Consider the following 23,299-nt stretch of genomic DNA (forward strand, 5'->3'; position numbering starts at 1 on the left):
GACTCAAGCCATGGCGATCAAACAATTAATAAAACGCACCAGTGGCTGGCTTTACCTCAATTCGCCCGTCGGACGAAACCAATTGCACGGCGCCGGGGTGATCCTGATGTTGCACCGGGTATTGGCCAACGACCGCGCCGCCGACCTGCCACACCGCAATGAACTGTGCGTCGGGCCGAAAGCCTTCGAGCACCTCCTGGTGTGGCTGCGCCGGCACTTCGACTGCGTGCCGCTGATGGACATCCTCACGCCGAACGCTCTGCGCAGCGAACGCCCACGGGTAGCGCTGACCTTCGACGACGGCTGGCGCGACAACGCGGTCAACGCCTTCCCGCTGCTGCAAAAGCATCAGGTGCCGGCGAGCATCTTTCTCTCCACCGATTTCATCGGCAGCCGCCAGCGCTTCTGGTGGGAAAGCCTCGGTGAAACCCTGTGGGGCAGCCACGGCGAAAAGGCGCGCATGCACCTGATCGAGTGCCTGCACTCCATCGGGCATCCGTTGCCAGTGCTGGTCGATGACATCGACGTCGATCGACGCAGCCTGTCGCTGCTGCATTACCTGCAAAGCCTGAAGACCGTCGAACCGCAGATGCTCGAACGCCTGACCGACGAATGTCCGCCGGAGTCATTGCCGCAAGCGCTGGACTGGCATCAAGTGCGCGCGCTGGAGGCTTCGGGCCTGGTGCGTTTCGGCCCGCACGGCGCCAGCCACGCGATCCTCACCGAACTGGACGACGTGCGCCTGAACGAAGAAATCAGTCGCAGCCGTGACGCCTTGAACAACGGCTGCAACCGGCCCCTGCCGGTGTACTGCTACCCCAATGGCAACAACGACGAACGCGTGCGCAAGCAGATTGCCGCGCACGACTATGCGTTTGCCCTGGGCACCGGCACCGGCATCTATCGCGGCGAAGGTGATCCGCTGAACTTGCCACGTTTTGGCGTCAGCCAGCGCACCGCACGCAATCCGGAATTGCTGTCGTGGCGCATCTTTCGCGGCAACCGGCCATGAGTCGTAGCCACTACCTCAAGCATCTGGCGCTGAGCATGGGCACCAAACTGGCGATGATCGCCCTGCGTCTGCTGCGCAACGTGCTGCTGGCGCGGATCCTCGGGCCCAGTGAACGCGGGCTGTTTGCCCTGCTCAGCACCTTGCCGGACTTGATCAGCGCCGCCACCAGTGGCGGGCTGAACTCGGCCGTCGGCTATCAGGCGGCCAAGCAACGGCCGATGGGCCTGCTGCTGAGTCAGGTGCTGGTGTTCGGTTGTCTGCTTGCCGCTTTGCTGACCCTGTTGGTGGTGGCGCTGACGCGTGAGTTTGGCAGTGAGCTAGATGTGACGATGCAACTCGGTCTGCTCGCCTGGCTGTTGCTGCTGGCGGTGCCGCTGACCGTTTTGAAAAGCGGCCTGCTGACGTTGCACAACGCATCCGGCGGCGTGGTCGCGTTCAACGCCTTGCGTCTGGTGGAATCGCTGGCGCCGTTGCTGCTGTTTCTCGCGCTGTTCTGGATGTGGAAAAGCGCGGCGCTGGAAGCCGCGCTGATCAGTTGGCTGGCCGGGATCAGCCTGGTGGTGCTGGCCGGTTGGGTCTGGCTCAAACACGCGCAACCGCTGCAACTGCAATGGGATCGCGCCAGCCAGAACGAACTGCTGCGCTACAGCGCGCGCAGCCATCCGGATTTGCTGTTCCAGCAGGTGATTCTGCGTTCGGATTACCTGTTCATCGGCGCCCTGCTCGGCAGCACCGCGCTGGGTCATTACGCGATGGCCAGCGCCGCTGCCGAACTGCTGCTGATCGTTCCGGAAGCGGTGACCACGCCGCTGATGAAGCGCCTGCTGCAACAGGACGAAGGCATGGACAAGGTCACCCCACTGGCGCTGCGCCTGACCGCCACCGTGATGCTTGGCGCGTGCCTGTGCATGGCGGTGATCGGCAACTGGCTGATCGTCACCCTGTTCGGCATTGCCTACCAACCGGCGTATCCGGCACTGCTGGCGTTGCTGCCGGGGCTGCTCGGGTTGTGCTACGCGAGCATCCTGCGTCTGGACCTGCTGGGTAAAAACCGTCCCGGCACGGTGTCGCTGCTGATGGGCCTGGGCGCCCTGCTCAATCTGGCGCTGAACCTGATCATGATCCCGGCCTACGGCATCGTTGGCGCGGCAGCGGCCTCGTCGATTGCCTATCTGGCGGTGACCGTGGCGATGCTGGTGTTGTACTGCCGTTTGAGTGGCGTACCGTTCTGGCAAACCCTGATCATCCTGCCCAGCGACGTCGCGCCGATGTGGCAGATGTTGCACCGGAAGGCCGTATGAAAGCCCTGGCCCTGCTGCTCGGTCTCGGCCTGTCGCTGGACGCCTTTGCCGCGTCGATGCGTTGGGGCGAAATCCGTGACGGCAGCCTGTACCTGCAAACCGATCGCCCCGACACCGTGACCGTGCGCTGGACCCCGGCCTGGCAGGCCGCCGCCAACGAAGAGCACCTGTACCTGCTCGACGGCCAAGGCAAATTGCACGGCGAACGCCTGATCAAGGCCAGCGAAACCCGTGGCACCCAGAGCTGGCCGTTGCTGCCGGGCGCCGCCAGTTATCGCCTGGAAATCCCCGGCTACAGCTTCCGCAATTACCGGGTCGAACACGACGAGCACACCGTGGCGCTGTTCGAGCCGGCCAAGGTGCACTTCAGCGCGCAGACGCAGAACGGCGACGAGCTGTATTTCAAAGTCGCGCCGGGGGAACACGCGGTGCTCGCCGGCAAGTTCCATGGTGGGGTCAACGCCTTGCAGGCGCAGCGGGTGGGCGATGACCAATCACTGACGCTGGCGCTCAAACCGTACCGCGCCTATTGGCAGTTCGATCAAGTGGCGCTGCCGGTCAGCGCGCGCGAGCAAGTCTGGCGCCTGCGCCTGCAAGGCAGCGGCAAAGCGGCGTTCTGGCTCGACGGCACGGCCAACCGGTTTGCGCAGACGGCGCAGCAACTCCAACCGGTGCGCGAAGAGACCGGTCAGATCCACCTGACCCTGCACGAGAAAATCCTCGGACGCACGCCGGATCTGGGTATCGCCCTGCCCTACGTGCTGCCGCCCGCCGCCAGCCATGCCGCACTGGATGCACTGAAACCCACCGCCGGCAGTTACTACAGCTTTGTCGATGTCACGGCGAAGAATCCGCATTTCGAAGACGCGTTCCGCCAGGTCTATCAGGATCGCTTCGGCATCCGCCAGGACATCACCCTGCTTGCCGGCAGTCAGCGCCAGGCTGACTTGCGCGCCGACGTGCAAAGCAACAGCGGCCTCGATGCCTGGCTGGCCGGCACCCGCGCGCTGGGCGGTAAAGGCACGCACTACATCGGTTTTGCCGACGAGCCGAACCTCAACTATTCGAGCTTCGAGCAATACCGGGCAATTTTCACCAGCATGGCCCGGCAGGTGCGCAGCGATCCGGCGAACGCCAAGGCCGGGGTGCGCATCGCCATGCCGGCCAGTTCGCGGCTGGTCAACGGGCCGTTCGCCGACAACGCGGCAGACAAGCGCGGCATCGATTGGGCGCGACGTTTGCTGAGCGAGTCCGCCGATCAGGTGGATGCGCTGGCATGGCACGAATGGATGATCCGCGACCTGCTCGCCACCCGCGTCTACCGCGCCAGTGTGCGCCGCGCCGCGGAACTGGTGGGCCTCGACGCCCTGGGCCACCCGCGCAAAGCCTTGCTGCTGGACCAGACCAACCTGTCCAGCGGTTCCAGCCTCAGTCCTTACGATCAGGAAACCCACTACGCCTCGCTGTGGTGGGCGTCGGTGGTGATCAACGCGTCGCAGGACGGCTTGCTGAGCATGCTCAACTGGTTTCAGGCCGCCGACGAGCCGCAGTACCCCAAGGGCATGCTGCGGGTGTTGGGCGATGATCGCTTCGAGCTGAAACCGGTCGGCTTCGCCCAGCAGTTCATCGCCCGGCACTGGCTGCACAAGGTGCTGTGGCTGGAGAACGATGGCTTTGAAGTCGATGTGCTGGCGATGGCCGGTGACGACCAGCGTGGCCTGCTCGGCGTGAACAAAGGCACGCGCTTGCAGCGTGTCGACCTGAGCGGCGCCAAGTGCCCGCTGAACAATGGCGCCTTGCGTTACTTCGGCGCGGACAACCGCAGCCGCGACGCGCCCTTTGCCTGCCGCGACGGACGCGTCAGCTTCGAGTTGCCGGGGGAAACCCTGTTCGCCCTGAGCTGGAGCGCGTCATGAACCTGAATTTCAGACAATGCATGGCGGACACAAACCTGTGGCGAGGGAGCTTGCTCCCGCCGGGCTGCGAAGCGGCCCCAACACTTGCACCCCCATTGGCGACTGCTGCGCAGCCGAGCGGGAGCAAGCGCCCTCGCCACAGTCGTTCGCCCTGCCGGAACGCCGGAGTACAGAACATGGGTATCGTCAGCAAACTCAGCCAGCACATCAAACAAAAAGGCCTGCGCGCCACCCTCGGCAAAGCGTGGAAACATTACGTGTTTTTCCATCAGGAACTGCTGTGGATGGAGCGCGATCTGGTCAGCCCGGTGCCGCCGCACAGCCTCAAACCCTATGCGCCGCTGCGGGTGGTGAAGATCACCGCCGACAACGCCAGCGCCTTCGCCCGCTACTTCGGCGACCGTGTCGGGACCATGGCCGAGCTGGCCAACGAAGGCCACACCGGGCACATGCACCTGGACGATCAGGGCGATGCCGTGGCGTTCATCTGGGGCTGTGCGCGGGATTATTTTGACCGGCATTACTACGGTTGCCTGTTCCCGGTGAAACCCGGCGAGTTCTTCGAATTCGGCGGTGAACTGACCCGCGCCTACTGGGGCACCGAACTCTCGGTAGACCTGCAACTGCAGCTGTGGAAAGCCATGGCGGAACAGGGCTGCGACAAGGTGGTGGACGTCTGCGAGTTCCACAACATCCCGGCGCTCAAACTGCACCTGCGCATGGGCTACACCGAGCAAGGCCGGATCATGAACGTCTACACCCTGTTCGGTCGCTGGCACTTCTACCGCGAAACCCGCTACAGCGGCTCGCGGCTCGATGCGCTGCGCAAACCGTCCCGTCCACCTGTCCAAGCAACGGCGGCCTGAGCCCATGACGGCGCGATTCGAATGGCGCACCTCGCTGTGCGCCGCCGACTTCCCGGCAGCCGCCTATGAAGCGCTGCGTCTGCGGGTGACAGACTCCACACCGTTCAACCACCTCGGCTGGTTGCGTGCCGCGCAGTTGACCCTGGGCGAGGGTCAACGGTTGCACGTTCTGCTGGGTTGGGAAGCCGACGAATTGCGCCTGTGCCTGCCGCTGGTGGCCGGTCGTGAGCGCGTTGCCGGGGTGCCGTTCCGGGTCCTGCATCATCTGGGCTATCCACTGGCCGATCGTCTGGCGTTGCTGTCACTGCTCGATGACCAAGGCATGCGCCAGGCCTTGCGGCTGATCCGCCAACGGCTGCCCCACGCGCTGCTGCAACTCAACGAATTGTCCGAACCGGCCGGGGAAGAAAGCGCCCTCACCCCATGGATGGCCGCCAGTTCCACTGGCGAGCGACGCCTGAGCTGTCGGGTGCCGGTGCACCTGGTCAGCGAGGCCGATCATCAGGAGGTCTCCGGCGACCCGCGCTACAAGCTGCGCCGCGCGCGCAAACGGATCGCCGCGTGTGGCGCCGAAGTGCGACGCATCACCCCCGACGCGCTGAGCATGCCGCCGTTGTTGAAGGTGCTCGGCGACGTCGAAGCGGTGAGCTGGAAAGGTGACGAAGGCGTGGGGATTTTTGCCAGCGAACGCAGCCGGCAATGCATCGAAAATGCCTTCACCGCCCTCGCCGCCCAAGGCCTTGTGCGCGTGGTCACCCTGGAACTCAACGGGCGCTGCATCAGCTATCGCCTCGGCCTGCTCGAACACGGCCGACTGTACGACTACAACCTCGCGTTCCTGCCGCAATACGCCGACCTGGGCAGCGGCCGCGTGCTGCTGGAGGAATGGATTCGCTGGGGGCTGGACGAGCACTGGCGCTGGATCGATGCCTCGCGGGTCAGCCTGGAAAACTCCAGCCACCAATTGCACGAACGCATGACCGGACAACTCGAACACTGGCGCTGGAGCTTCTATTCCTGGCGGCCCAGCGGCCTGCTGCTGGGGCTGGGGCTGCGCCTCTGGCATCGCTTGAAACCGACGGTGCAGCAATGGCGGGCCAGACGCGCCGCCAGACCTGCGCCGGTCGTACAACCTGTCACGATCACCACGGAGGGCGAACATGCCTCGCCAAGTCATAGTCAACGCTGACGATTTCGGTCTCAGCCCGAACGAAAACGCCGTGATCTTCGCGGCGTTTCAGGCCGGGGTCATCAGCTCTGCGACAGCGATGGCCAACATGCCGGCGTTCGAAGCGGCCTGCGCCCTGGCTCGGCACGCTTCGCTGCAAGGTCGCGTCGGTCTGCATTTCAACCTGACGTACGGCCGGCCGCTGAGTGCGGCGATCCTGCGCAGTCGCACCTTCTGCGATGGCCACGGGGTGTTTGATCTGAGCTTGCCGCGTCACAGCTTGTGGCTGAACCGTGAGGATCGCGACGCGGTGCGCGAAGAGCTGCAGGCGCAGTGGCAGCGCTGTGTCGAGCACGGCGTGCGGCCGAGCCACATCGACTCGCACCAGCATGTGCACAACATCTGGCCGATCGGCGAAATCGTCGCGCGGTTTGCCGCCCATCAAGGGGTGCCGGTTCGCCTGGCGCGCAACCTGGGGCACAACCTCAGCCTGCCCAAACGAATATTCAAAGGTTTACTCAACTGGCGTTTGCAACGTCTGGCCGGGGCCACCGCCGATTACGTGTGTACGCCAGTCGACCTGCGCAACGCCCCGGCGCCGAGTGACGGCGTGCTGGAAATCGTCGCCCACCCGAATCAGCTCGGGAGCGATTTCGGCGATGCCTACCTCAACCCCGACGAATCCCTGAGTCGCGTGCTGGAGCAGCGCCTGACGGGGGTGCCACGGGTGTCCTACGCCGATCTGAACAAGGATTTTTTACGGGGTGCTGCGGCACTCGATTGATTCATCCCCACAACAGCCACAACCACCACACCGGGCCCAGGCCAAGGAGGGCAACATGAACGTCATCGAAAAACTGCGTGATCGTATCCGGCAAAAAGGCTTTCGCCATTTCTTCGCCAGTCTGTGGAAGCGCTACGTGTTCTTCCATTGGGAGTTGCTGTGGATGCAGCGCGATCTGGTGACGCCGGTGCCGCCGCACAAACTGCGTCCGTATGACGGTTTGCGCAAAGTCGATATCACGCCGCACAACACCGGGGCGTTCGCCAAACATTTCGGTGACCGCGTCGAGACCATGGCCGAACTCGCCGCCGAAGGCCACACCGGGCACATGTACCTCGATGCCGACGGCCACGCGGTGGCGTTCATCTGGGGCAGCATTCGCGACTACCACGACCGCCACTATTACGGTTGCTGGTTCCCGGTCAAACCCGGTGAGTTCTTCGAATTCGGCGGCGAAATGGCCCGGCCGTATTTCGGCACCAGCCTGTCGGTGGACGTGCAAGTCGCCCTCTGGGAAGCCATGGCCGCCCAGGGCTGCCACACCGTCGTGGACACTTGCGAAACCCGCAACATCCCGGCGATGAAACTGCACCTGCGCATGGGCTACCACGAACAGGGACGCATCACCCACGTCTACGGCCTGTTCGGCCGCTGGCGCTTCTACCGCGAAAGCCGCTACGAAGGCTCACGCCTGGAAACGCTGCGCAAACCGGAACGGTCGGTGGTGAGTGCGGTGACGCAGGCTTGAGCCGACCTTGGAATCTGCGGCGGCAGTGAGGCCGCATTCGCGAGCAGGCTCGCTCCCACAGGGATCTTGTGTACGACACCGATCAACTGTAGGAGTGAGCCTGCTCGCGATGGGGCCAGACGGGGCAACGAACTCTCAGGTCTTGCTGGCGACCAGGGTGAAGCACATCGGCATCTGCGCCTCGCGATTCAGATACTGGTCATACACCTCTTCCCGATTCGAATGCGCATATTCCTTGAAATGCGCGATGTTCAGCCCGGCCGCGATGGCGCCGCTGAAGATGGTGCCGAGGGTGTGCACGAACCAGTAGGACTTGGCGGCCTGCTGCTCGACCTTGCCGACGTAGACGATCGGCTCTTGCTGCACGAATGGCTCGGCGCGGAAGTAGGAGCTGGCGAGGCGGTACGGGTCTTCGGCGTCGGGGTCGACCATTTCCAGAAACGGATGGGTTTCGTAGATCACCAGTTTGCCGCCCGGTTTCAGGGTCAACGCCACGTGGCGAAAGAACTCGCCGATGTCGGGCATCCAGTTGAGGACGCCGATGGTAATCAGCGCCACGTCGAAGCGACTGTGCAGCGAGGCCGGCAGGTGATGGATATCGCTTTCGATGAATTCGGCGTGGTACGGCGAGCGCTGGTTCAACTCGCGAGCCTGCTCGAGAAACGCCTCCGATTGATCGACGCCGACCACACTGCGCGCGCCGAGGGCAAACAGCGACAGGCTTTCGCGGCCGTTATTGCAACCGAGTTGAATCAGCTCTTGACCGTGCACACCGACCTGCTCCAGCAGGCCGTGCAAGGTGTCGTCGAGGCAGGAGAAATCAGCGCGTGACACGTCGTTCAGCAACGCTTGCCATTGTGCCGATTCACGGTGATGGCGAGCGGAATCGTTCCACGCTTGTCGATTGCTGTCGATGGCGGTTTTAGGGTTGAGCACTTCCATGGCGCACTCCGGTACTGCTCGTGATTGAGCGGTGCCGAGTCTAGAACAGCCGGATCGATGCGGTTGTTGCGACTTTGTAAGCCGCGCCGTGGATCCATTGTGGGAGCGAGCCTGCTCGCGAAGGCGTCGGGACAGCCAACATCTTCACGGCCGGAACCACGGCGTTCGCGAGCAGGCTCGTTCCCACACGGGTGTTATGTGGGAAGTTCGACGTTATCCAGCGCCTTGTTCACCGCCAGCTCACCGAGCATGACCACTTGCGCGATGCCGAGCAGGGTCTTGCGATGCGTGCCTTGCAGCAGCGCGGCGAAGTCACCGAGCATGACAGAGGCGCAGGCCAAGGATTCGTAAGCGTTGGCCAGCAGCGACTCGGTATTGGCGTTGGGATTGACGAAGAACATCTCGTTGGGGGAGTACGGCGTGGCCATGATTTCGGCCGTCGGATTCAGGTAGTAATCGAGTGCGCGTTCGGCCGCGTCGTGGAGCTTCTGACTGTCGATGGCGGCGTAGGGGGATGTTGGGTCGGTGTCTGTTTCGGGGGGATTGGGCGTAGGTTTTTTCATGGTGATCTACTCTGTGCGATGGTTATAGCTGGGCCCCATTCGATTTCCAGGCGAATGGGTGGCAGCTGTACGCAGGCTGGAAATCCGGGACAGAGAGCAAACCCGGCAGACCCTAGGGTCTCCCGCGCACAGCCGCCATAACGGAGCGCACACCTCAAAGGCGCGCAAGGATACGTTATGAATGGCGCATGTGCGCGCTTCTGTCATCGGATTTCCAGGCCCGGTCGCTGATTTGGCAGCGACCAACACAGGCTAGAGACCGGACGTCCTAGGGACAACCTGAAAACAGTGTGGGAAGCTTCCGCGTTTGCTTCACAACCTTTAAACATTCCGAATTGAAATACACCTCCTGTAGGAGCTGCCGCAGGCTGCGATCTTTTGATTCTGGTTAAAAGCAAGATCAAAAGATCGCAGCCTGCGGCAGCTCCTACAGGGAGTTGGTGGTTGTCGAATTGAGACGTTCACGCAGGAATTCGACCAACGCCTGCACCGGACGTGAAGCCTGGCGATGCTGCGGGTACACCGCCGATAACGTCAGCGGCTCGGTGCGGTAGTCGTCGAGCACCGGCACCAGTCGCCCATCCTTCAGCGCCGCGCCGACAATGAACGTCGGCAGATAGGTAATCCCCATCCCCTGCACCGCCGCGTCCCTGAGCAACTCGCCGTTGTTCACGCGCATGCGCCCGGTGACATTCACCAACAGCGGCTTGCCCTGCCCGGCATTGAACCGCCACTGCACCGAGCGACCGTGGCCGTACGGCAGGCAGTCGTGGCCGTGCAGGTCTTCGGGGTTGAGCGGCGTACCGCGTTCGGCCAGATACGCCGGGCTGGCGCAGTACACCCGTTCGATGGAGGCGATGCGCCGGGCGATCAGCGTCGAGTCTTCCAGCACGCCGATGCGCAGCGCCAGGTCGTAGCCTTCGCCAAGCAGGTCCACCGGACGGTCGCTCAAGTCCACTTCCACGGTGACCTCGCGATAGCGCTGCAGGAACAGCGGCAGCAGACAGCCCAGATGCGCCACAGCGAACGACAGCGGCGCACTGATGCGAATCGTCCCGCGCGGCTCGGCGGTCTGCCCCGCGATGCCCTGCTCGACCTGTTCGACTTCGCCCAGCAGGCGCAGCGCCGACTCGTAGTAGCTCTGGCCCAGTGGCGTGACGTCGAGGCGCCGGGTCGAGCGGTTCAACAGCCGCACGCCGAGGCGCTCTTCGAGCTGCATCAAACGACGGCTGACGAACTGCTTGGACAGGCCCAATTGATCGGCCGCGGCGGTGAAGCTGCCGGAGTCCATGACCTGACAAAAAATACGCATGTCTTCGAACGGGTTCATTGTCACTCTCTGGTGGACAGTTAAACGCTTTATAGCCGCTTTTTCACTTTCAGGCAGCTCATTAATCTGTGCTCACGGTTTGAGAACAACCCCAAACCTGTAGGAGCTGCCGAAGGCTGCGATCTTTTAAAGATCAAAAGATCGCAGCCTTCGGCAGCTCCTACAGGGCACACAACTCATCAAAAAAGGAATTAAGCATGAACATCAAAAAGACCCTGACTGCGTCCCTCCTCGCCCTGTCCATCGGCAACGCGTTTGCCGCTGGCAGCCCGGGTGTCGAACACAACACTCAGGCCTTCCTCGAAGCCCTCGCCGCCGGCGGTGGCAAACCGCTGGAGCAACTGAGCCCGAAAGACGCGCGTGCGGTGCTGACCGGGGCTCAGGCTTCGGTGAAAGTCGACCTCTCCGGGGTGGAAGTCAGCGACAAGGCGATCACCGTCGATGGCCAGACGATCAACCTGAAAGTGGTGCGCCCGGCCAAGGTCAAGGGTGAGTTGCCGGTGTTCATGTTTTTCCACGGTGGCGGTTGGGTATTGGGCGATTACCCGACCCACCAGCGCCTGATTCGTGATCTGGTGGTCGGCTCTGGCGCCGTGGCGGTGTACGTCGATTACACGCCGTCGCCGGAGGCGCAGTACCCGACCGCAATCAACCAGGCCTACGCCGCGACGAAATGGGTGGCTGAGCACGGCAAGGACATCGGTGTCGACGGCAAGCGTCTGGCGGTGGCCGGTAACAGTGTCGGCGGCAACATGGCGGCGGTCGTGGCGCTGATGGCCAAGGAACAGAAAACCCCGGCGCTGCGCTTCCAGCTGCTGATGTGGCCGGTGACCAACGCGCAGTTCGACGACGGCTCGTACCAGCAGTTTGCCGAGGGCCATTTCCTCACCAAAGGCATGATGCAGTGGTTCTGGGACAACTACACCACCAACCCGGCCGAGCGCAGTCAGATCCACGCTTCGCCGCTGAACGCCAGCAGCGACCAGCTCAAAGGCCTGCCCGCCGCGCTGGTGCAGACCGCCGAGTTCGACGTGCTGCGTGATGAAGGCGAAGGCTACGCACGGCATCTGGATGCAGCGGGCGTGCCGGTGACCTCGGTGCGCTACAACGGGATGATTCATGACTTTGGCCTGCTCAATCCGCTGAGCCAGATTCCGGAAGTGAAAGCGGCCGTGCGGCAGGCGGCGGCTGAGTTGAAGACGCATCTGAACTGAGCCCAATGTCTCGCTACACCTCACGGTGTGGCGAGATTTTTTGGTTAACCCTTCTGTGTGGCGAGGGAGCTTGCTCCCGCTTGAGTGCGCAGCACTCACAAAATCTCTGCCTGGCAGAGTTTCTTGGGGCTGCTGCGCAACCCAGCGGGAGCAAGCTCCCTCGCCACAGCAGCGCTCATCATCGTGGAACCTGTCATGTCCTTCCTCCTCGCCCACCCGCTGTCCTGGAGCGCCGCCCTGCTGCTGCTCGACGCCCTGCTCTGGCACCTCGCGCCGTTCAAACATCGCGCTCCGCGAGTCGGTATTCGGCTGGCGCTGTTTCTCGGCTTCAGTGCGCTGATCATCAACGCCGGCATCAGCCCGTTGCTCGCGCCGGTGTTTGCCGATGACCCAGTGGCGCAACTGGGTGCGACGGCGCTGGGCATTCTCTGGTGGTTGTACGCGGCACGTGTGCTCACCGAAATCATCGGCCTGATCCTGATGCGGCGCATCGGTCACAGCGGTCGGCTGTTGCAGGACGTGATCGGCGCGCTGGTGTTTCTGGCGGCGATCGTCGCGGCCGCCGGTTATGTGCTGGAGTTGCCGGTCAAAGGTTTGCTGGCGACGTCCGGGGTGGTGGCGATCGTGGTCGGTCTGGCGTTGCAGAGCACCTTGAGCGACGTGTTCTCCGGGATCGTGCTCAACACCACCAAGCCGTATCAGGTGGACGACTTGGTGGTGATCGACGGCGTCGAGGGCAAGGTGCTCGACATCGACTGGCGCGCCACACACCTGCTGACCAGCACCGGGACCCTGGCCGTGGTGCCGAATTCGGTGGCGGCCAAGGCGAAGATCGTCAATCTCAGTCGCCCGACCAACCTGCATGGTGTGTCCATCAGCATCAAGGTGCCGAACCATATCCGCCCTCGGCGGGTGCTCGACGCCCTCGACCGCACTCTCCAAGGCAGCAGCAGCCTGCTGTTGAATCCGCCGCCCAAAGCCGTGTTGAAAGAGGCCGGTGAGGAGATGTCGGAGTATGTCGCCAGCGGTTTCATCAGTGAACTGAGCAAGAAAGGCGAAGTGCGCAATCAATTGTTCGACCTCGCCCACCGGCATCTCGAAGCGGCGGGTATTTCCCGGCATCCCGATGGCGTGATCGAGCCCTCGACCCGCGCCCGGGCGCTGCTCGATGAAGTGAAAGTCTTCCGTTCGCTGAGCCATGAGGAACGCGATCGCCTCGCCGAATCGATGGTCGCGCAGCAGTACGCGGCCGGTCAGGTGGTGCTGGGGCTGAATGAAGTGCCCGATAGTCTGTTCGTGATCGCCACTGGCGTGGTCAGTGCGACCGTGCCCGATGGCAGCGGCCAGACCGAAGCCGGGCGCATGGGGCCGAGTGAAGTCATGGGCGAACAGAGCATGCTCGCCGATACGCCGTCGCAAGCCACGTTCACCGCGTTGACCTCGAGCATCATCTACCGCCTCGACAAGACCCTGACCCGCCAGTGCATGGCACAGCGCAGCGAAGTCGGCCAGGCACTGAACAAACTGCAGGCCGTGCGACAGCAGAACAGCCGCCTCGCGCTGATGGCGAAACCGGTGCAGATGCGCAAGGGTGGGTTTTTGGGTTGGCTGCAAAAGCGCTAGCCCCATCAAACAGTTGAACGCCGAACCTTGTGGCGAGGGAGCTTGCTCCCGCTTGAGTGCGCAGCGCTCACAAGATGTCGGGGGACTGCTGCGCAGCCCGGCGGGAGCAAGCTCCCTCGCCACAGGGGGCTGGTGGGTTGCGGCTCTTTTTACTGAACATAAAAATGCCCGCAATCAAGCGGGCATTCCCGTTCAAGCAATTACTTGGCAGTGAACTTGGTGTAGCTGTTGATCAGGTTGCGGTAGTTCGGCAGGCGTTCGGACAGCAGATGCGCCAGGCCTTCCATGTCGTTGCGCCAGTCGCCCTGCAGCTCGCAGGCCACGGCGAACCAGTTCAGCAGGTGTGCACCGGCCGCCGTCATCCGCGCCCATGCGGCTTGTTGCACGGTAGTGTTGAAGGTGCCGGACGAGTCGGTGACCACGAACACTTCGTAGCCTTCAGCGATGGCCGACAGGGTCGGGAACGCTACGCAAACGTCCGTCACCACACCGGCGATGATCAGTTGCTTGCGGCCGGTGGCCTTGATCGCCTTGACGAAGTCTTCGTTGTCCCAGGCGTTGATCTGGCCCGGGCGCTGGATGAACGGCGCATCCGGAAACTGTTCGCGCAGCTCAGGCACGATCGGGCCGTTGGGGCCGGCGTCGAAGCTGGTGGTGAGGATGGTCGGCAGCTTGAAGAACTTGGCGATGTCGCCCAGCGCCAGCACGTTGTTCTTGAACTCGTTGGGGGTGAAGTCCTGCACCAGCGAGATCAGACCGGTCTGGTGATCGACCAGCAGCACGACCGCATCATCTTTGTTCAGACGCTTGTAGGGAACGCTCATGGGAAACTCCTTGGGATGGATGTTGCAGGAAGCGCCGTGCCGGATGGCCGGCGCTTTTTTTGTACGTTTCAGAAGGCGAAACAGGAACAGCCGAACGCGCCCCAGAACCCGGCGAAGTCGCTGACCGGCGCGTTCGACAGACGCGCTTTTTCATGACTGTGCGAGTGCACCGCGCAGGCACCGACGCACTGGTGCACTTGTGCCTGCAACGGTGAAGTCGGCCGCCAGTGACCGGGCACCTTGACCACCGGCGACCAGTCCGGCAGCACGGGTATCGAGCGTGGGCCGAGGTCTTCGAAATCGCCGGCGGCGTAGACGATCTTGCCGCCGACCACGGTCAGCACCGACTCGATCCACTTGATCGCTTCTTCCTCGACATGGAAGAAGTCCGCGCTCAGCGCTGCCAGGTCCGCCAGTTGCCCGACCTTGATCTGGCCCTTCTTGCCCTGTTCGGAGGAGAACCAGGCGCTGCCGTGGGTGAACAGTTCCAGCGCGGTGGTGCGCGGCAGACCTTCTTCGTACAAGGCCAGACCGCCGACGGTGCGACCGCTGACCATCCAGTACAGCGAGGTCCACGGGTTGTAGCTGGAGACCCGCGTGGCGTCGGTGCCGGCGCCCACCGGTACACCTTCGGCAAGCATGCGTTTGATCGGCGGCGTGGCTTCGGCGGCCTGCTTGCCGTAGCGATCGACGAAGTACTCGCCCTGGAACGCCATGCGGTCCTGAATCGCGATACCACCGCCCAGCGCCCTCACCCGCTCGATGTTCTGCGGGGTGATGGTTTCAGCGTGGTCGAAGAACCACGGCAGACCGTTGAACGGAATATCGCGATTGACCTTCTCGAACACGTCGAGCATGCGGCTGATCGATTCGTTGTACGTGGCGTGCAGGCGGAACGGCCAGCGCTGCTCGACCAGGTGGCGCACCACCGGTTCCAGCTCCTGTTCCATGGTCTGCGGCAAATCCGGGCGCGGTTCGAGGAAGTCTTCGAAATCGGCGGCGGAGAACACCAGCATCTCGCCGGCGCCGTTGTGCCGCAGGTAGTCGTCGCCCTGGTGCAAGGTGACGCTGCCGGTCCAGTTCTGGAAGTCGCTGAGCTCTTCCTTGGGCTTCTGGGTAAACAGGTTGTAGGCGATGCGCACGGTCAACTGGTCGTCCTTGGCCAGTTGTTCGATCACCTGATAGTCGTCTGGATAGTTCTGGAAACCACCGCCGGCATCGATCGCGCTGGTCAGGCCGAGGCGATTGAGTTCGCGCATGAACTGGCGGGTCGAGTTGACCTGATACTCCAGCGGCAGCTTCGGCCCCTTGGCCAGCGTCGAGTACAGAATCATCGCGTTCGGCCGTGCCACCAGCATCCCGGTCGGGTTGCCGTTGGCATCCCGGACAATCTCGCCACCCGGCGGGTTCGGCGTGTCGCGGGTGTAGCCGGCCACGCGCAGTGCCGCGCGGTTCAGCAGCGCGCGGTCGTACAGGTGCAGCACGAACACCGGGGTGTCCGGCGCGGCCTGGTTGAGTTCTTCGAGGGTCGGCATGCGTTTTTCGGCGAACTGGAATTCGTTCCAGCCACCGACCACGCGCACCCATTGCGGGGTCGGCGTGCGGTCGGCCTGTTCCTTGAGCATGCGCAGGGCATCGGCCAGCGACGGCACCCCTTCCCAGCGCAGTTCGAGGTTGTAATTGAGGCCGCCACGGATCAGGTGCAGGTGCGAGTCGTTGAGGCCGGGGATCACGCAGCGCCCGTGCAGGTCGACCACTTGCGTGGCCGGACCGCGCAGGGCCATGGCCTGGGTGTCGTTACCGACGACGACAAAGCGGCCGTCCTTGATCGCCACCGCACTGGCCAACGGTTTGCTGCGGTCGACGGTATGAAATTGACCATTGAACAGAATCAGATCGGCGTTCATCGCGGTTCCTTTCGAGTAGATGAATGGGGTTCAGCGTGACGGCTGTTTGCCGGGTTCGAGGTGGGCATGGGGCTGCCCGGCCTCCAGCCACGGCGCGAACAATCGGGTCACGCGGGGCATGAACACGTACACCACCGACAGCACGATGGTCAGGGTGATCAGGAACGTGGCGACCACGTAATTGGAAAGCAGCGGATGCCACTTCAGCAGCGGCCCCCAGATCAGCGGCACCAGCAGCGTGTGCGGAAAAATCACCAGCAAGGTGATCAGCGCTTGCTTCCAGCGCGGCGGCGGACGAGCGGCATCGGCCAGCGGGGCAAACCAGAATTCATTGATCGGCGCGACTTCGGTCTGGTCGCCATCGGCGAGCATCGGCGCCGCTTCGTCGACCAGCGCCTGACGCTGTGGCGACTCCAGCCACAGCTGCATGGCCTCGGTGGAGCGAAAGCGCAGCACGCAGGTGTAGGTGTCGAGGCCGGCAAGCTTGCCGCGCACCACGTCCACCCCCAGGTGGCCTTCGCGCAGCCCGGCGACCCGGACGATGTTGCGCAGCCACGCCTCGTAAGGCTGTTCAAATCCGGCCTTGACCCGGTGCTTGACGATCAGGGTGACGATTTCCTCGGCCCCCGGTGTTTTTTGACTCAGGGCTTCAGGCATAACGCAGTACTCCGGGCAGGCGAACATTGAGCGCCAGCCGTCCCGGCCCGGCGATGAACACAGTGGCGAACAGGATCAACAGCAGCCAGCCGAACTGCCCCTCGGCCACACTCCATTGCGGGTGCACGACCAGCAGCGCTACCAGCAGCACAAACAGAATAGGCAAGCAGGCCAATCGCGCCAGCACCCCGCCGACGATCAGTAGCGGACAGAGGACTTCGGCGAAGATCGCCAGACATAAGGTCAGGTGGGCACCGAGGTGGAACGGGTCTTCGATCAGCTGCAATTGCGCGTTGAAGTTCAGCAGCTTGGGCAAGCCGTGAACCCACAGCAGAAACAATCCGCCGCTGACCCGTAGAAACAGCAGACCGATGTTCTGTGCCCGTTCATCGCGTTGTGATGCGGTCATGACCCCCACCCTTTAATTTTTATCGGGTTGAATCATGCTCGGTGCGGGCGGGGGAAAATTGAATGGATGTGCTCAGTTAGCAACAGACGCGACAGCCTTCGGCAGCTCCTGCACGGGGAAGATGTCAGGCAGGCGGGATATCCAGCGGCGCCGCCATGAACTGGCTGATCCGCGAACGCAGCCAGCGCTCGGCCGGGTCGTTGTCGTGCACCCCGCTCCAGGCCATCGACAGTTGCGCCGCATCGATCGGGAACGGCGGGTCTTCGGCGCGCAACGTGCAGCCTTCCACCAGCGCACAGGCGGCGTAGTCCGGCACGGTGGCGATCATTTCGGTGCCGGCGAGCAAGGCGCGCAAGCCGCTGAACTGCGGCACACCGAGCACCACCCTACGCCGGCGGCCGAGCTTGGCCAGGTCGAGGTCGATGTTGCCGCTCAAGTCGCCGGAAAACGACACCATCGCGTGCGGACGCTCGCAGTATTCGTCGAGGGTCAGCGGCCCCGGCCGGTCGTCACCGCGCAGCACCTTGCAGGGAATGTCACGCAGCTTTTTTCGCTTGGCGTTGGCCGGCAGATCGGTGGTGTAGCTCACGCCGACGGAGATTTCCCCGGACGCCAGCAGTGCCGGCATCAGCAGGTAGTTGGCGCGCCGCACCACGACGACGATGCCCGGCGCTTCCTGCTGAAGTTGTCGCAGCAGCGGTGGAAACAGGCCGAACTCGGCGTCGTCCGACAGGCCGATGCGGAACACATCACAACTGCTCGCCGGGTCGAACTCCTTGGCCCGGCTGACCGCGCCGGAAATCACGTCCATCGCCGGTTGCAGCTCTTGCAGGATCGCCAGCGCGCGGGCGGTCGGCTCCATGCTGCGGCCGTTGCGCAGCAGCAACGGATCATCGAACAGGTCGCGCAACCGCCCCAACGCGGCACTGACCGCCGGTTGGCCCATGAACAGTTTTTCGGCGACGCGGGTCAGGTTCTTTTCGAACATCAGCGCTTCGAAAATCACCAGCAGGTTCATGTCGACGCGGCGCAGATCGTTACGGTTCATGGGTGACACTTCCTTTTAAAACCAGTCGCAAGTGCTGAGCACTTTAGCCGATCAACGGCAGTTTGCGTCCGGGTCAGGCCTGCGAATTAACAACGATTAACTCGTCAGCCGACGCCTTGCGTCTTAACAATGAAAGCCTCTGCGCAGCGTTGTTTTGCCCTCACGACACGGACTTTGGCCATGGCTCATTTACAGCAAACCGTCGCCCTCGCCCCTGCCAGCGAACCCCGCAAGCCGTCCGTCGGCGGCCTCAGCCCGCAGCGGGAGCGGCAGGTCAAACAACTGATCCTCGAACGCCTCGGAGAAAGCCTGGAAGTGGCCGAGCTGGCACGCGCCTGCTCGTTGTCGCGCAGCCATTTCTCCCGGGCGTTCAAGGCCAGCACCGGCCAGGCGCCGCAGGACTGGATCCGCGAACAGCGGATCGCCCGCGCCAAGCTGCTGATCCGCCACACCGGCCTGAGCCTGACGCAGATCAGCCTGGAATGCGGCTTCTGCGATCAGGCGCATTTCTGTCACATGTTCACTCGCAGCGAAGGGATCAATCCGTTCGCCTGGCGCTGTCAGGTCACGCGTGAAAAAAAAGACCCCCGGACCCGGCCCATGACCTTTTGAGCGTGACCCAAGCGCCTGCCGTTGCACTGATGGCCAAACCTGAGGAATATGCTCCGATACCTTGCACCAGACGGTCTGCGTCTTCACGCAGCAGCTCTGTGCCGGGATCGTCGCATCACCGCAGGAGTGTGCTGTTGAGTCTTTCCCCGAATCAGGCCATTGGCTTCGGCCCCTACCGGATCTACACCGGGCAACGGCTGGTCATGGAAGGTGACCAGCCGCTGCGTCTGGGGCGTCGGGCCATGGACATTCTGCTGATGCTGCTGGCGCATGCCGGCGAAGTGGTGAGCAAACAGCAGTTGCTTGCCGGCGTGTGGCCGGACAGCGTGGTCGAAGACATCAATCTGCGGGTGCACATGGCGGCCCTGCGCAAAGCGCTGGGCGACGGTCAGTCGGGCCAGCGCTATATCGTCACCGTGGCCCAGCGCGGCTACAGCTTCGTCGCCCCGCTGACCGTGCAGGCCGCTGATCAACGTCTGCGCGAAGCGGCCCCGGCGCGGCACAATCTGCCGTTGCGCCACACGCGGATGATCGGCCGCCAGCCGCTGGTCGACAGCCTGATGCAGCAACTACCGCTGCAACGCTGCATCACCCTGGTCGGCCCCGGCGGGATCGGCAAGACCACAGTCGCCTTGCGCGTCGCCGAACAATTGATCGGACGCTATCGCGACGGGATCCGCCTGCTGGATCTGGCGCCGCTCAATGATCCGGCGCTGATCGCCTCGCAACTGGCGACCCTGCTCAATCTGGCGGTGCACGACGGCGAGCCACTGGCGGCGGTGATCAACGATTTGCGCGCGCGGCAGATGCTGCTGGTGATCGACAATTGCGAGCACCTGATCGATGCCGTCGCGCAGCTCGCCGAAAACCTCCTGCGCGGTGCGCCACAGGTGCACATTCTGGCCACCAGCCGTGAAAGCCTGCGCGCCGAAGGCGAGTTCGTGCAGCGTCTGGACTCGCTCGACTGCCCTTCCACCGACCTTGATCGCGAGCAGGCAATGGCCTTCGCCGCCCTGCAGTTGTTCGTCGAACGAGCCATGGTCGCCCACGAACACTTTGAACTGAGCGACGCCGAGTTGCCGCTGGCGATTGAAATCTGCCGGCGCCTGGACGGTATTCCTTTGGCGCTGGAGCTGGCCGCGGCGCAGGTCGAGAGCCTGGGCCTGAGCGGCTTGCTGCAGCAATGGCAGGATCACCTGCATCCACTGGCGGCGGGCAACCCCCAACGCCATGCGCGGCATCAGACATTGCATGCCACGCTGGACTGGAGTTTCAACCTGCTGACCCCCTGCGAGCAGACTTGCCTGCGCCGCCTCGGGGTGTTTCGCGGCAGCTTCAGCCTGGCATCGGCCGCGGCCGTGGTTGTCGGCCAGCACATCGAGCCCACCGAGGTGCTCGCGGCGGTCACGCAACTGGTGGCCAAATCGCTGCTCAATGTGGATGTCGGCGATGAAGAGGTGTTCTACCGCTTGCTCGACACCACGCGCCATTACGCGCTGGAAAAACTCGAGCTCAGCGGCGAACGCGACACCCTGCGCGAGCGCCACGCCGAACGCTGTCTGACCTTGATGGAGCAGGCGCAAACCGAGTGGGAGCACACCCCGACCACGCAATGGATCGAACGCTACGCCCGAGGGCTGGAAGACCTGCGCGCCGCCCTCGACTGGAGTTTGCACGGCGCCGGTACGCGCCCGCTCGGAATCCGCCTGACGGCCACTTCCGCCGCGCTGTGGCAGGAGCTGTCATTGCTCAAGGAATATGGCGCTCATGTGCGTCTGGCCCTGACCTTGCTCGCCGGCGCCGAGCAGCCCTGCCCTCGGCTGGAAATTGCCCTGCAACTGGCACTCGGCAGCGCCGGTTATCACACCTGGGGCGGCGCGCCGGAAACCATCGAGGCATTTACCCAAGCCAACGCGCTGGCGCAGCAACATGGCGATGTCGCCGGGCAGTTGCGCGCGATATCCGGACACCTCGCGGTCAACCTGAGTTGCGGCCATTACCAGGCAGCACTGCAGCAAAGCGAACAGTTCGATCGTCTGCGCGGTCACGACGATCCGCTGCTGTCGTTGAGCACCCACCGCCTGCGGGTCTTGGCCCTGCACTTTGCCGGCGACCAGCCACAGGCCCGGCTCAGCGCCGAGCAAGTGATCCAGCGCATGGCCCACAGCGGCCATCGCAACCGCTTCACCCACGGTTTTGGCGTGCAGTACGACCAGAGCGTGGCGTCGCTGACCATTCTCGCCCGGGTCCTGTGGCTGCAAGGATTTCCCGAACAGGCGTGGCGTAGCGCCCGGCAGGCACTGGACATCGCCGTGCAGATCAACCACGGCACCTCGATCTGCTACACCCTGGCCTTGGCCAGCTGCCTGATCGCGCATTACAACGGCGACGCCACCACCGCCCGCGCGCTGTTGCAGCTGTTGCTGGAGCAGGCGCAGAAGCACTCGGTGCTGCTGTTCCACACGTGGGGACGGCACTATGCGCAGGTCATCGATGACGGCCTGGCACAGCCGGTTCCACCGGCGGACGGGTTGATCAAGGAGTTGATGGTCACGCTCGATGCGCGCTACATCGATGACGCGCTGCTGCAGCGGGCACACAGTGGCGCGGCGGGCTGGAGCACCGCAGAAGTGTTGCGGGCCGAAGCTGAGCGATTGTTGGCTGAGGAGGCGGGTTGTCCGCAGGGACGCCTGCGCGAGCAGGCTGAAGCCCTGCTGCAAAACGCCCTCGCCATCGCCCGATCCCAGGGTGCCCTGGCCTGGGAGCTGCGCAGCGCAACGTCGCTGGCCCAGCTGTGGCAGCGCCAATCACGCTACCGTGAAGCGCTGGATCTGCTAACGCCGATCTACCAACGTTTCAGTGAAGGCTATGCCACCCCGGACTTGCGCAAGGTGCGCTTACTGCTCGACGCGTTGCGCGGCCAGTTGCACGCCCGCGCCTGATCGGTTGACTCCCTGATACAGGGCATGACGCTGCACGATAGCGCTCAGTTCATCACTGGTTTGCAGCTGTTCACGCACATAGCAACGAATGGTGTTGAGCATCCGATAGCGCAGCGGATCGCTGCCCCGCTCCACCATCAGCCATGACTTGGCGGCCAGGCGCTCGATGGTTGCGGTCAGATGCGCACCGTCAAGCACCCGCTGCGCGGCTTCTTCGGTGAACGCCATCTTGAACACCGACAGCCGCTGCAAGACCCGTTGCTCGCTGGCCCGCAGATCCTGATAGCTCCAGCCCAGCGCGGCGCTCATGGACTGCAGCCTTGGCACCGCGGTGCGTCGGCCATGACTGAGCAGGCGCAGACCGTTGTCCAGTTGCGTCTGCAGCCCCACCAGCGCCAGCGCATCGACCTGTGCGGCTGCCAATTCAATAGCCAGCGGCAAGCCGTCGAGCCGCCGACAGATGTCGCCCACGATGGGCAGATCCTGCTCACGCAGGCTGAAATCGTGCTGACGGGCGCGGGCGCGGCTGACCAGCAGTTGCACCGCCGAATAGCCCATGATCTCGTCGACACTGCCTGGAGTCGACGCTTTGGGGACGGTCAATGGTGCAATCGGTTGCACGGTCTCGAGGTCGGCCTGCAACGGTTCGCGACTGGTGACCAGCAGCGCCAGACGCGGCGCCGCCAAGAGCAGTCGCTCCACCAGTGCACGGCAGGCTTCGCGACGCCGCTCGCCGTTATCCAGCACCAGCAAGGCATGGCGCGAGGCTAGCGATTCGAACGAGATGTCGAGGGTCTGCAGCAGGTGGTCGAGCAACGACGGGACATCCTCGGTAGCCGACAGATCGAGGTACCAGACGCCATCGCGATAATGCTGCAGCAGCAGCTCGGCGACCCGCAGTGCCACCGTGGACTTGCCGACACCGGCGGGACCGGTCAGCGTCATCAGCCGGCACAGCGGCATTTGCCGCACCAGACCGCCGACCAGCGAATCGCGACCGATGACCGGGGTCAGGCGTGCGGGCAAATTATGCTGCGGCGCCTGCAGGGTTTCGAACCCCCCTTGCGCGACGCTCTGGCCGTGCACCGGGGCAATGAAGCTGTAGCCGCATTGCGGCACATTGACGATGTAGCGCTGGCCGTTCTCGCCGTCGCCCAGCGCCCGGCGCAACGCCGCGATGTGCACCCGCAGGTTGATCTCCTCAACCACACTGTCCGGCCACACCAAGGCAATCAGTTGTTCCTTGCGCACCACCCGCCCGGCGCGCTCGACCAGCACCTGCAAGATATCGAGGGCCCGCCCGCCCATGCGCAACTGCCGATCACCGTCGAGGACCAGCCGTTGGCGCAGATGAAAAGCGTATGGCCCGAAATGCAGGACCGATGCAGCGGGCAAATCGTTGTGGCTGTTCATGCCGTTTTCCAGCGCCAGCG

Annotated in this window: 20 protein-coding genes; 11 read left to right on the forward strand and 9 right to left on the reverse strand. The window is 63.6% G+C overall.

The window, feature by feature from the left end; genetic code table 11:
- Positions 1 to 10 precede the first annotated feature (10 nt).
- The 7 genes from J5M57_RS02055 to J5M57_RS02085 all read left to right on the forward strand — a co-directional run bounded on the left by J5M57_RS02055 (position 11) and on the right by J5M57_RS02085 (position 7,795).
- Entirely contained in the window at positions 11 to 1,012 is a 1,002-nt protein-coding gene (locus J5M57_RS02055; RefSeq protein WP_207848859.1) for a polysaccharide deacetylase family protein, read from the forward strand.
- A complete protein-coding gene (locus J5M57_RS02060; protein ID WP_207848858.1) occupies positions 1,009 to 2,313 on the forward strand; it encodes an oligosaccharide flippase family protein in 1,305 nt (434 codons plus the stop codon). The genes J5M57_RS02055 and J5M57_RS02060 overlap by 4 nt, the downstream gene beginning before the upstream one ends.
- Positions 2,310 to 4,229: a hypothetical protein gene (locus J5M57_RS02065; protein ID WP_207848857.1), complete on the forward strand. Its 1,920-nt coding sequence runs from the start codon at positions 2,310 to 2,312 to the stop codon at positions 4,227 to 4,229. Before J5M57_RS02060 ends, J5M57_RS02065 begins: the two co-directional genes overlap by 4 nt.
- A 176-nt stretch (positions 4,230 to 4,405) precedes the next feature.
- Positions 4,406 to 5,095 (forward strand): N-acetyltransferase, encoded by a 690-nt coding sequence (locus J5M57_RS02070; protein WP_207848856.1) that lies wholly within the window; start codon positions 4,406 to 4,408, stop codon positions 5,093 to 5,095.
- A gap of 4 nt (positions 5,096 to 5,099) precedes the next feature.
- Positions 5,100 to 6,284: a GNAT family N-acetyltransferase gene (locus J5M57_RS02075; RefSeq protein ID WP_207848855.1), complete on the forward strand. Its 1,185-nt coding sequence runs from the start codon at positions 5,100 to 5,102 to the stop codon at positions 6,282 to 6,284.
- A complete protein-coding gene (locus J5M57_RS02080; RefSeq protein ID WP_207848854.1) occupies positions 6,256 to 7,047 on the forward strand; it encodes a ChbG/HpnK family deacetylase in 792 nt (263 codons plus the stop codon). Before J5M57_RS02075 ends, J5M57_RS02080 begins: the two co-directional genes overlap by 29 nt.
- 55 nt (positions 7,048 to 7,102) lie before the next feature.
- Positions 7,103 to 7,795: an N-acetyltransferase gene (locus J5M57_RS02085; RefSeq protein WP_207848853.1), complete on the forward strand. Its 693-nt coding sequence runs from the start codon at positions 7,103 to 7,105 to the stop codon at positions 7,793 to 7,795.
- A 135-nt stretch (positions 7,796 to 7,930) separates the two neighbouring features.
- Here J5M57_RS02085 and J5M57_RS02090 read toward each other — a convergent pair whose 3' ends face one another.
- From J5M57_RS02090 to J5M57_RS02100, 3 genes are all read right to left on the reverse strand, one after another.
- On the reverse strand, positions 7,931 to 8,737 hold the full coding sequence (locus J5M57_RS02090) for a class I SAM-dependent methyltransferase (RefSeq protein ID WP_207848852.1): 807 nt from the start codon (positions 8,735 to 8,737) through the stop codon (positions 7,931 to 7,933).
- Between the two features lie 194 nt (positions 8,738 to 8,931).
- A complete protein-coding gene (locus J5M57_RS02095) occupies positions 8,932 to 9,300 on the reverse strand; it encodes a DUF6124 family protein (RefSeq protein WP_207848851.1) in 369 nt (122 codons plus the stop codon).
- Positions 9,301 to 9,727: 427 nt separating this feature from the next.
- The gene (locus J5M57_RS02100; RefSeq protein WP_207848850.1) at positions 9,728 to 10,630 is read right to left on the reverse strand and encodes a LysR family transcriptional regulator; all 903 of its coding nucleotides are present in this window, start codon (positions 10,628 to 10,630) and stop codon (positions 9,728 to 9,730) included.
- Between the two features lie 197 nt (positions 10,631 to 10,827).
- On the opposite strand from J5M57_RS02100, the gene J5M57_RS02105 reads away from it, so the two are divergent.
- Together J5M57_RS02105 and J5M57_RS02110 are read left to right on the forward strand one after the other, a co-directional pair.
- On the forward strand, positions 10,828 to 11,844 hold the full coding sequence (locus J5M57_RS02105; protein WP_207848849.1) for an alpha/beta hydrolase: 1,017 nt from the start codon (positions 10,828 to 10,830) through the stop codon (positions 11,842 to 11,844).
- Between the two features lie 195 nt (positions 11,845 to 12,039).
- Positions 12,040 to 13,467, forward strand: coding sequence for a mechanosensitive ion channel family protein (locus J5M57_RS02110; protein ID WP_207848848.1), 1,428 nt, complete (start codon positions 12,040 to 12,042; stop codon positions 13,465 to 13,467).
- A gap of 200 nt (positions 13,468 to 13,667) precedes the next feature.
- Here J5M57_RS02110 and ycaC read toward each other — a convergent pair whose 3' ends face one another.
- From ycaC to J5M57_RS02135, 5 genes are all read right to left on the reverse strand, one after another.
- Positions 13,668 to 14,291, reverse strand: coding sequence for an isochorismate family cysteine hydrolase YcaC (ycaC, locus tag J5M57_RS02115; protein WP_207848847.1), 624 nt, complete (start codon positions 14,289 to 14,291; stop codon positions 13,668 to 13,670).
- A 68-nt stretch (positions 14,292 to 14,359) separates the two neighbouring features.
- On the reverse strand, positions 14,360 to 16,198 hold the full coding sequence (locus J5M57_RS02120; protein ID WP_064588176.1) for an amidohydrolase: 1,839 nt from the start codon (positions 16,196 to 16,198) through the stop codon (positions 14,360 to 14,362).
- 30 nt (positions 16,199 to 16,228) lie between these two features.
- A complete protein-coding gene (locus J5M57_RS02125) occupies positions 16,229 to 16,855 on the reverse strand; it encodes an antibiotic biosynthesis monooxygenase (protein ID WP_064588177.1) in 627 nt (208 codons plus the stop codon).
- On the reverse strand, positions 16,848 to 17,264 hold the full coding sequence (locus J5M57_RS02130; protein ID WP_207848846.1) for a DoxX family protein: 417 nt from the start codon (positions 17,262 to 17,264) through the stop codon (positions 16,848 to 16,850). Before J5M57_RS02130 ends, J5M57_RS02125 begins: the two co-directional genes overlap by 8 nt.
- Before the next feature lie 124 nt (positions 17,265 to 17,388).
- Positions 17,389 to 18,312 carry a LysR family transcriptional regulator gene (locus tag J5M57_RS02135; RefSeq protein WP_207848845.1) on the reverse strand — a complete coding sequence of 308 codons (924 nt, stop codon included), beginning with the start codon at positions 18,310 to 18,312 and terminating at the stop codon, positions 17,389 to 17,391.
- Between the two features lie 180 nt (positions 18,313 to 18,492).
- On the opposite strand from J5M57_RS02135, the gene J5M57_RS02140 reads away from it, so the two are divergent.
- Positions 18,493 to 18,924 (forward strand): AraC family transcriptional regulator, encoded by a 432-nt coding sequence (locus J5M57_RS02140; RefSeq protein WP_207848844.1) that lies wholly within the window; start codon positions 18,493 to 18,495, stop codon positions 18,922 to 18,924.
- 134 nt (positions 18,925 to 19,058) lie between these two features.
- Entirely contained in the window at positions 19,059 to 21,866 is a 2,808-nt protein-coding gene (locus J5M57_RS02145; RefSeq protein WP_207848843.1) for a winged helix-turn-helix domain-containing protein, read from the forward strand.
- Here J5M57_RS02145 and J5M57_RS02150 read toward each other — a convergent pair.
- The gene (locus J5M57_RS02150) at positions 21,822 to 23,279 is read right to left on the reverse strand and encodes a winged helix-turn-helix domain-containing protein (protein WP_207848842.1); all 1,458 of its coding nucleotides are present in this window, start codon (positions 23,277 to 23,279) and stop codon (positions 21,822 to 21,824) included. The genes J5M57_RS02145 and J5M57_RS02150 overlap by 45 nt on opposite strands.
- Positions 23,280 to 23,299: the final 20 nt, after the last annotated feature.

This window comes from Pseudomonas sp. 86_A (assembly GCF_017491705.1).
Lineage (GTDB): Bacteria > Pseudomonadota > Gammaproteobacteria > Pseudomonadales > Pseudomonadaceae > Aquipseudomonas > Aquipseudomonas koreensis.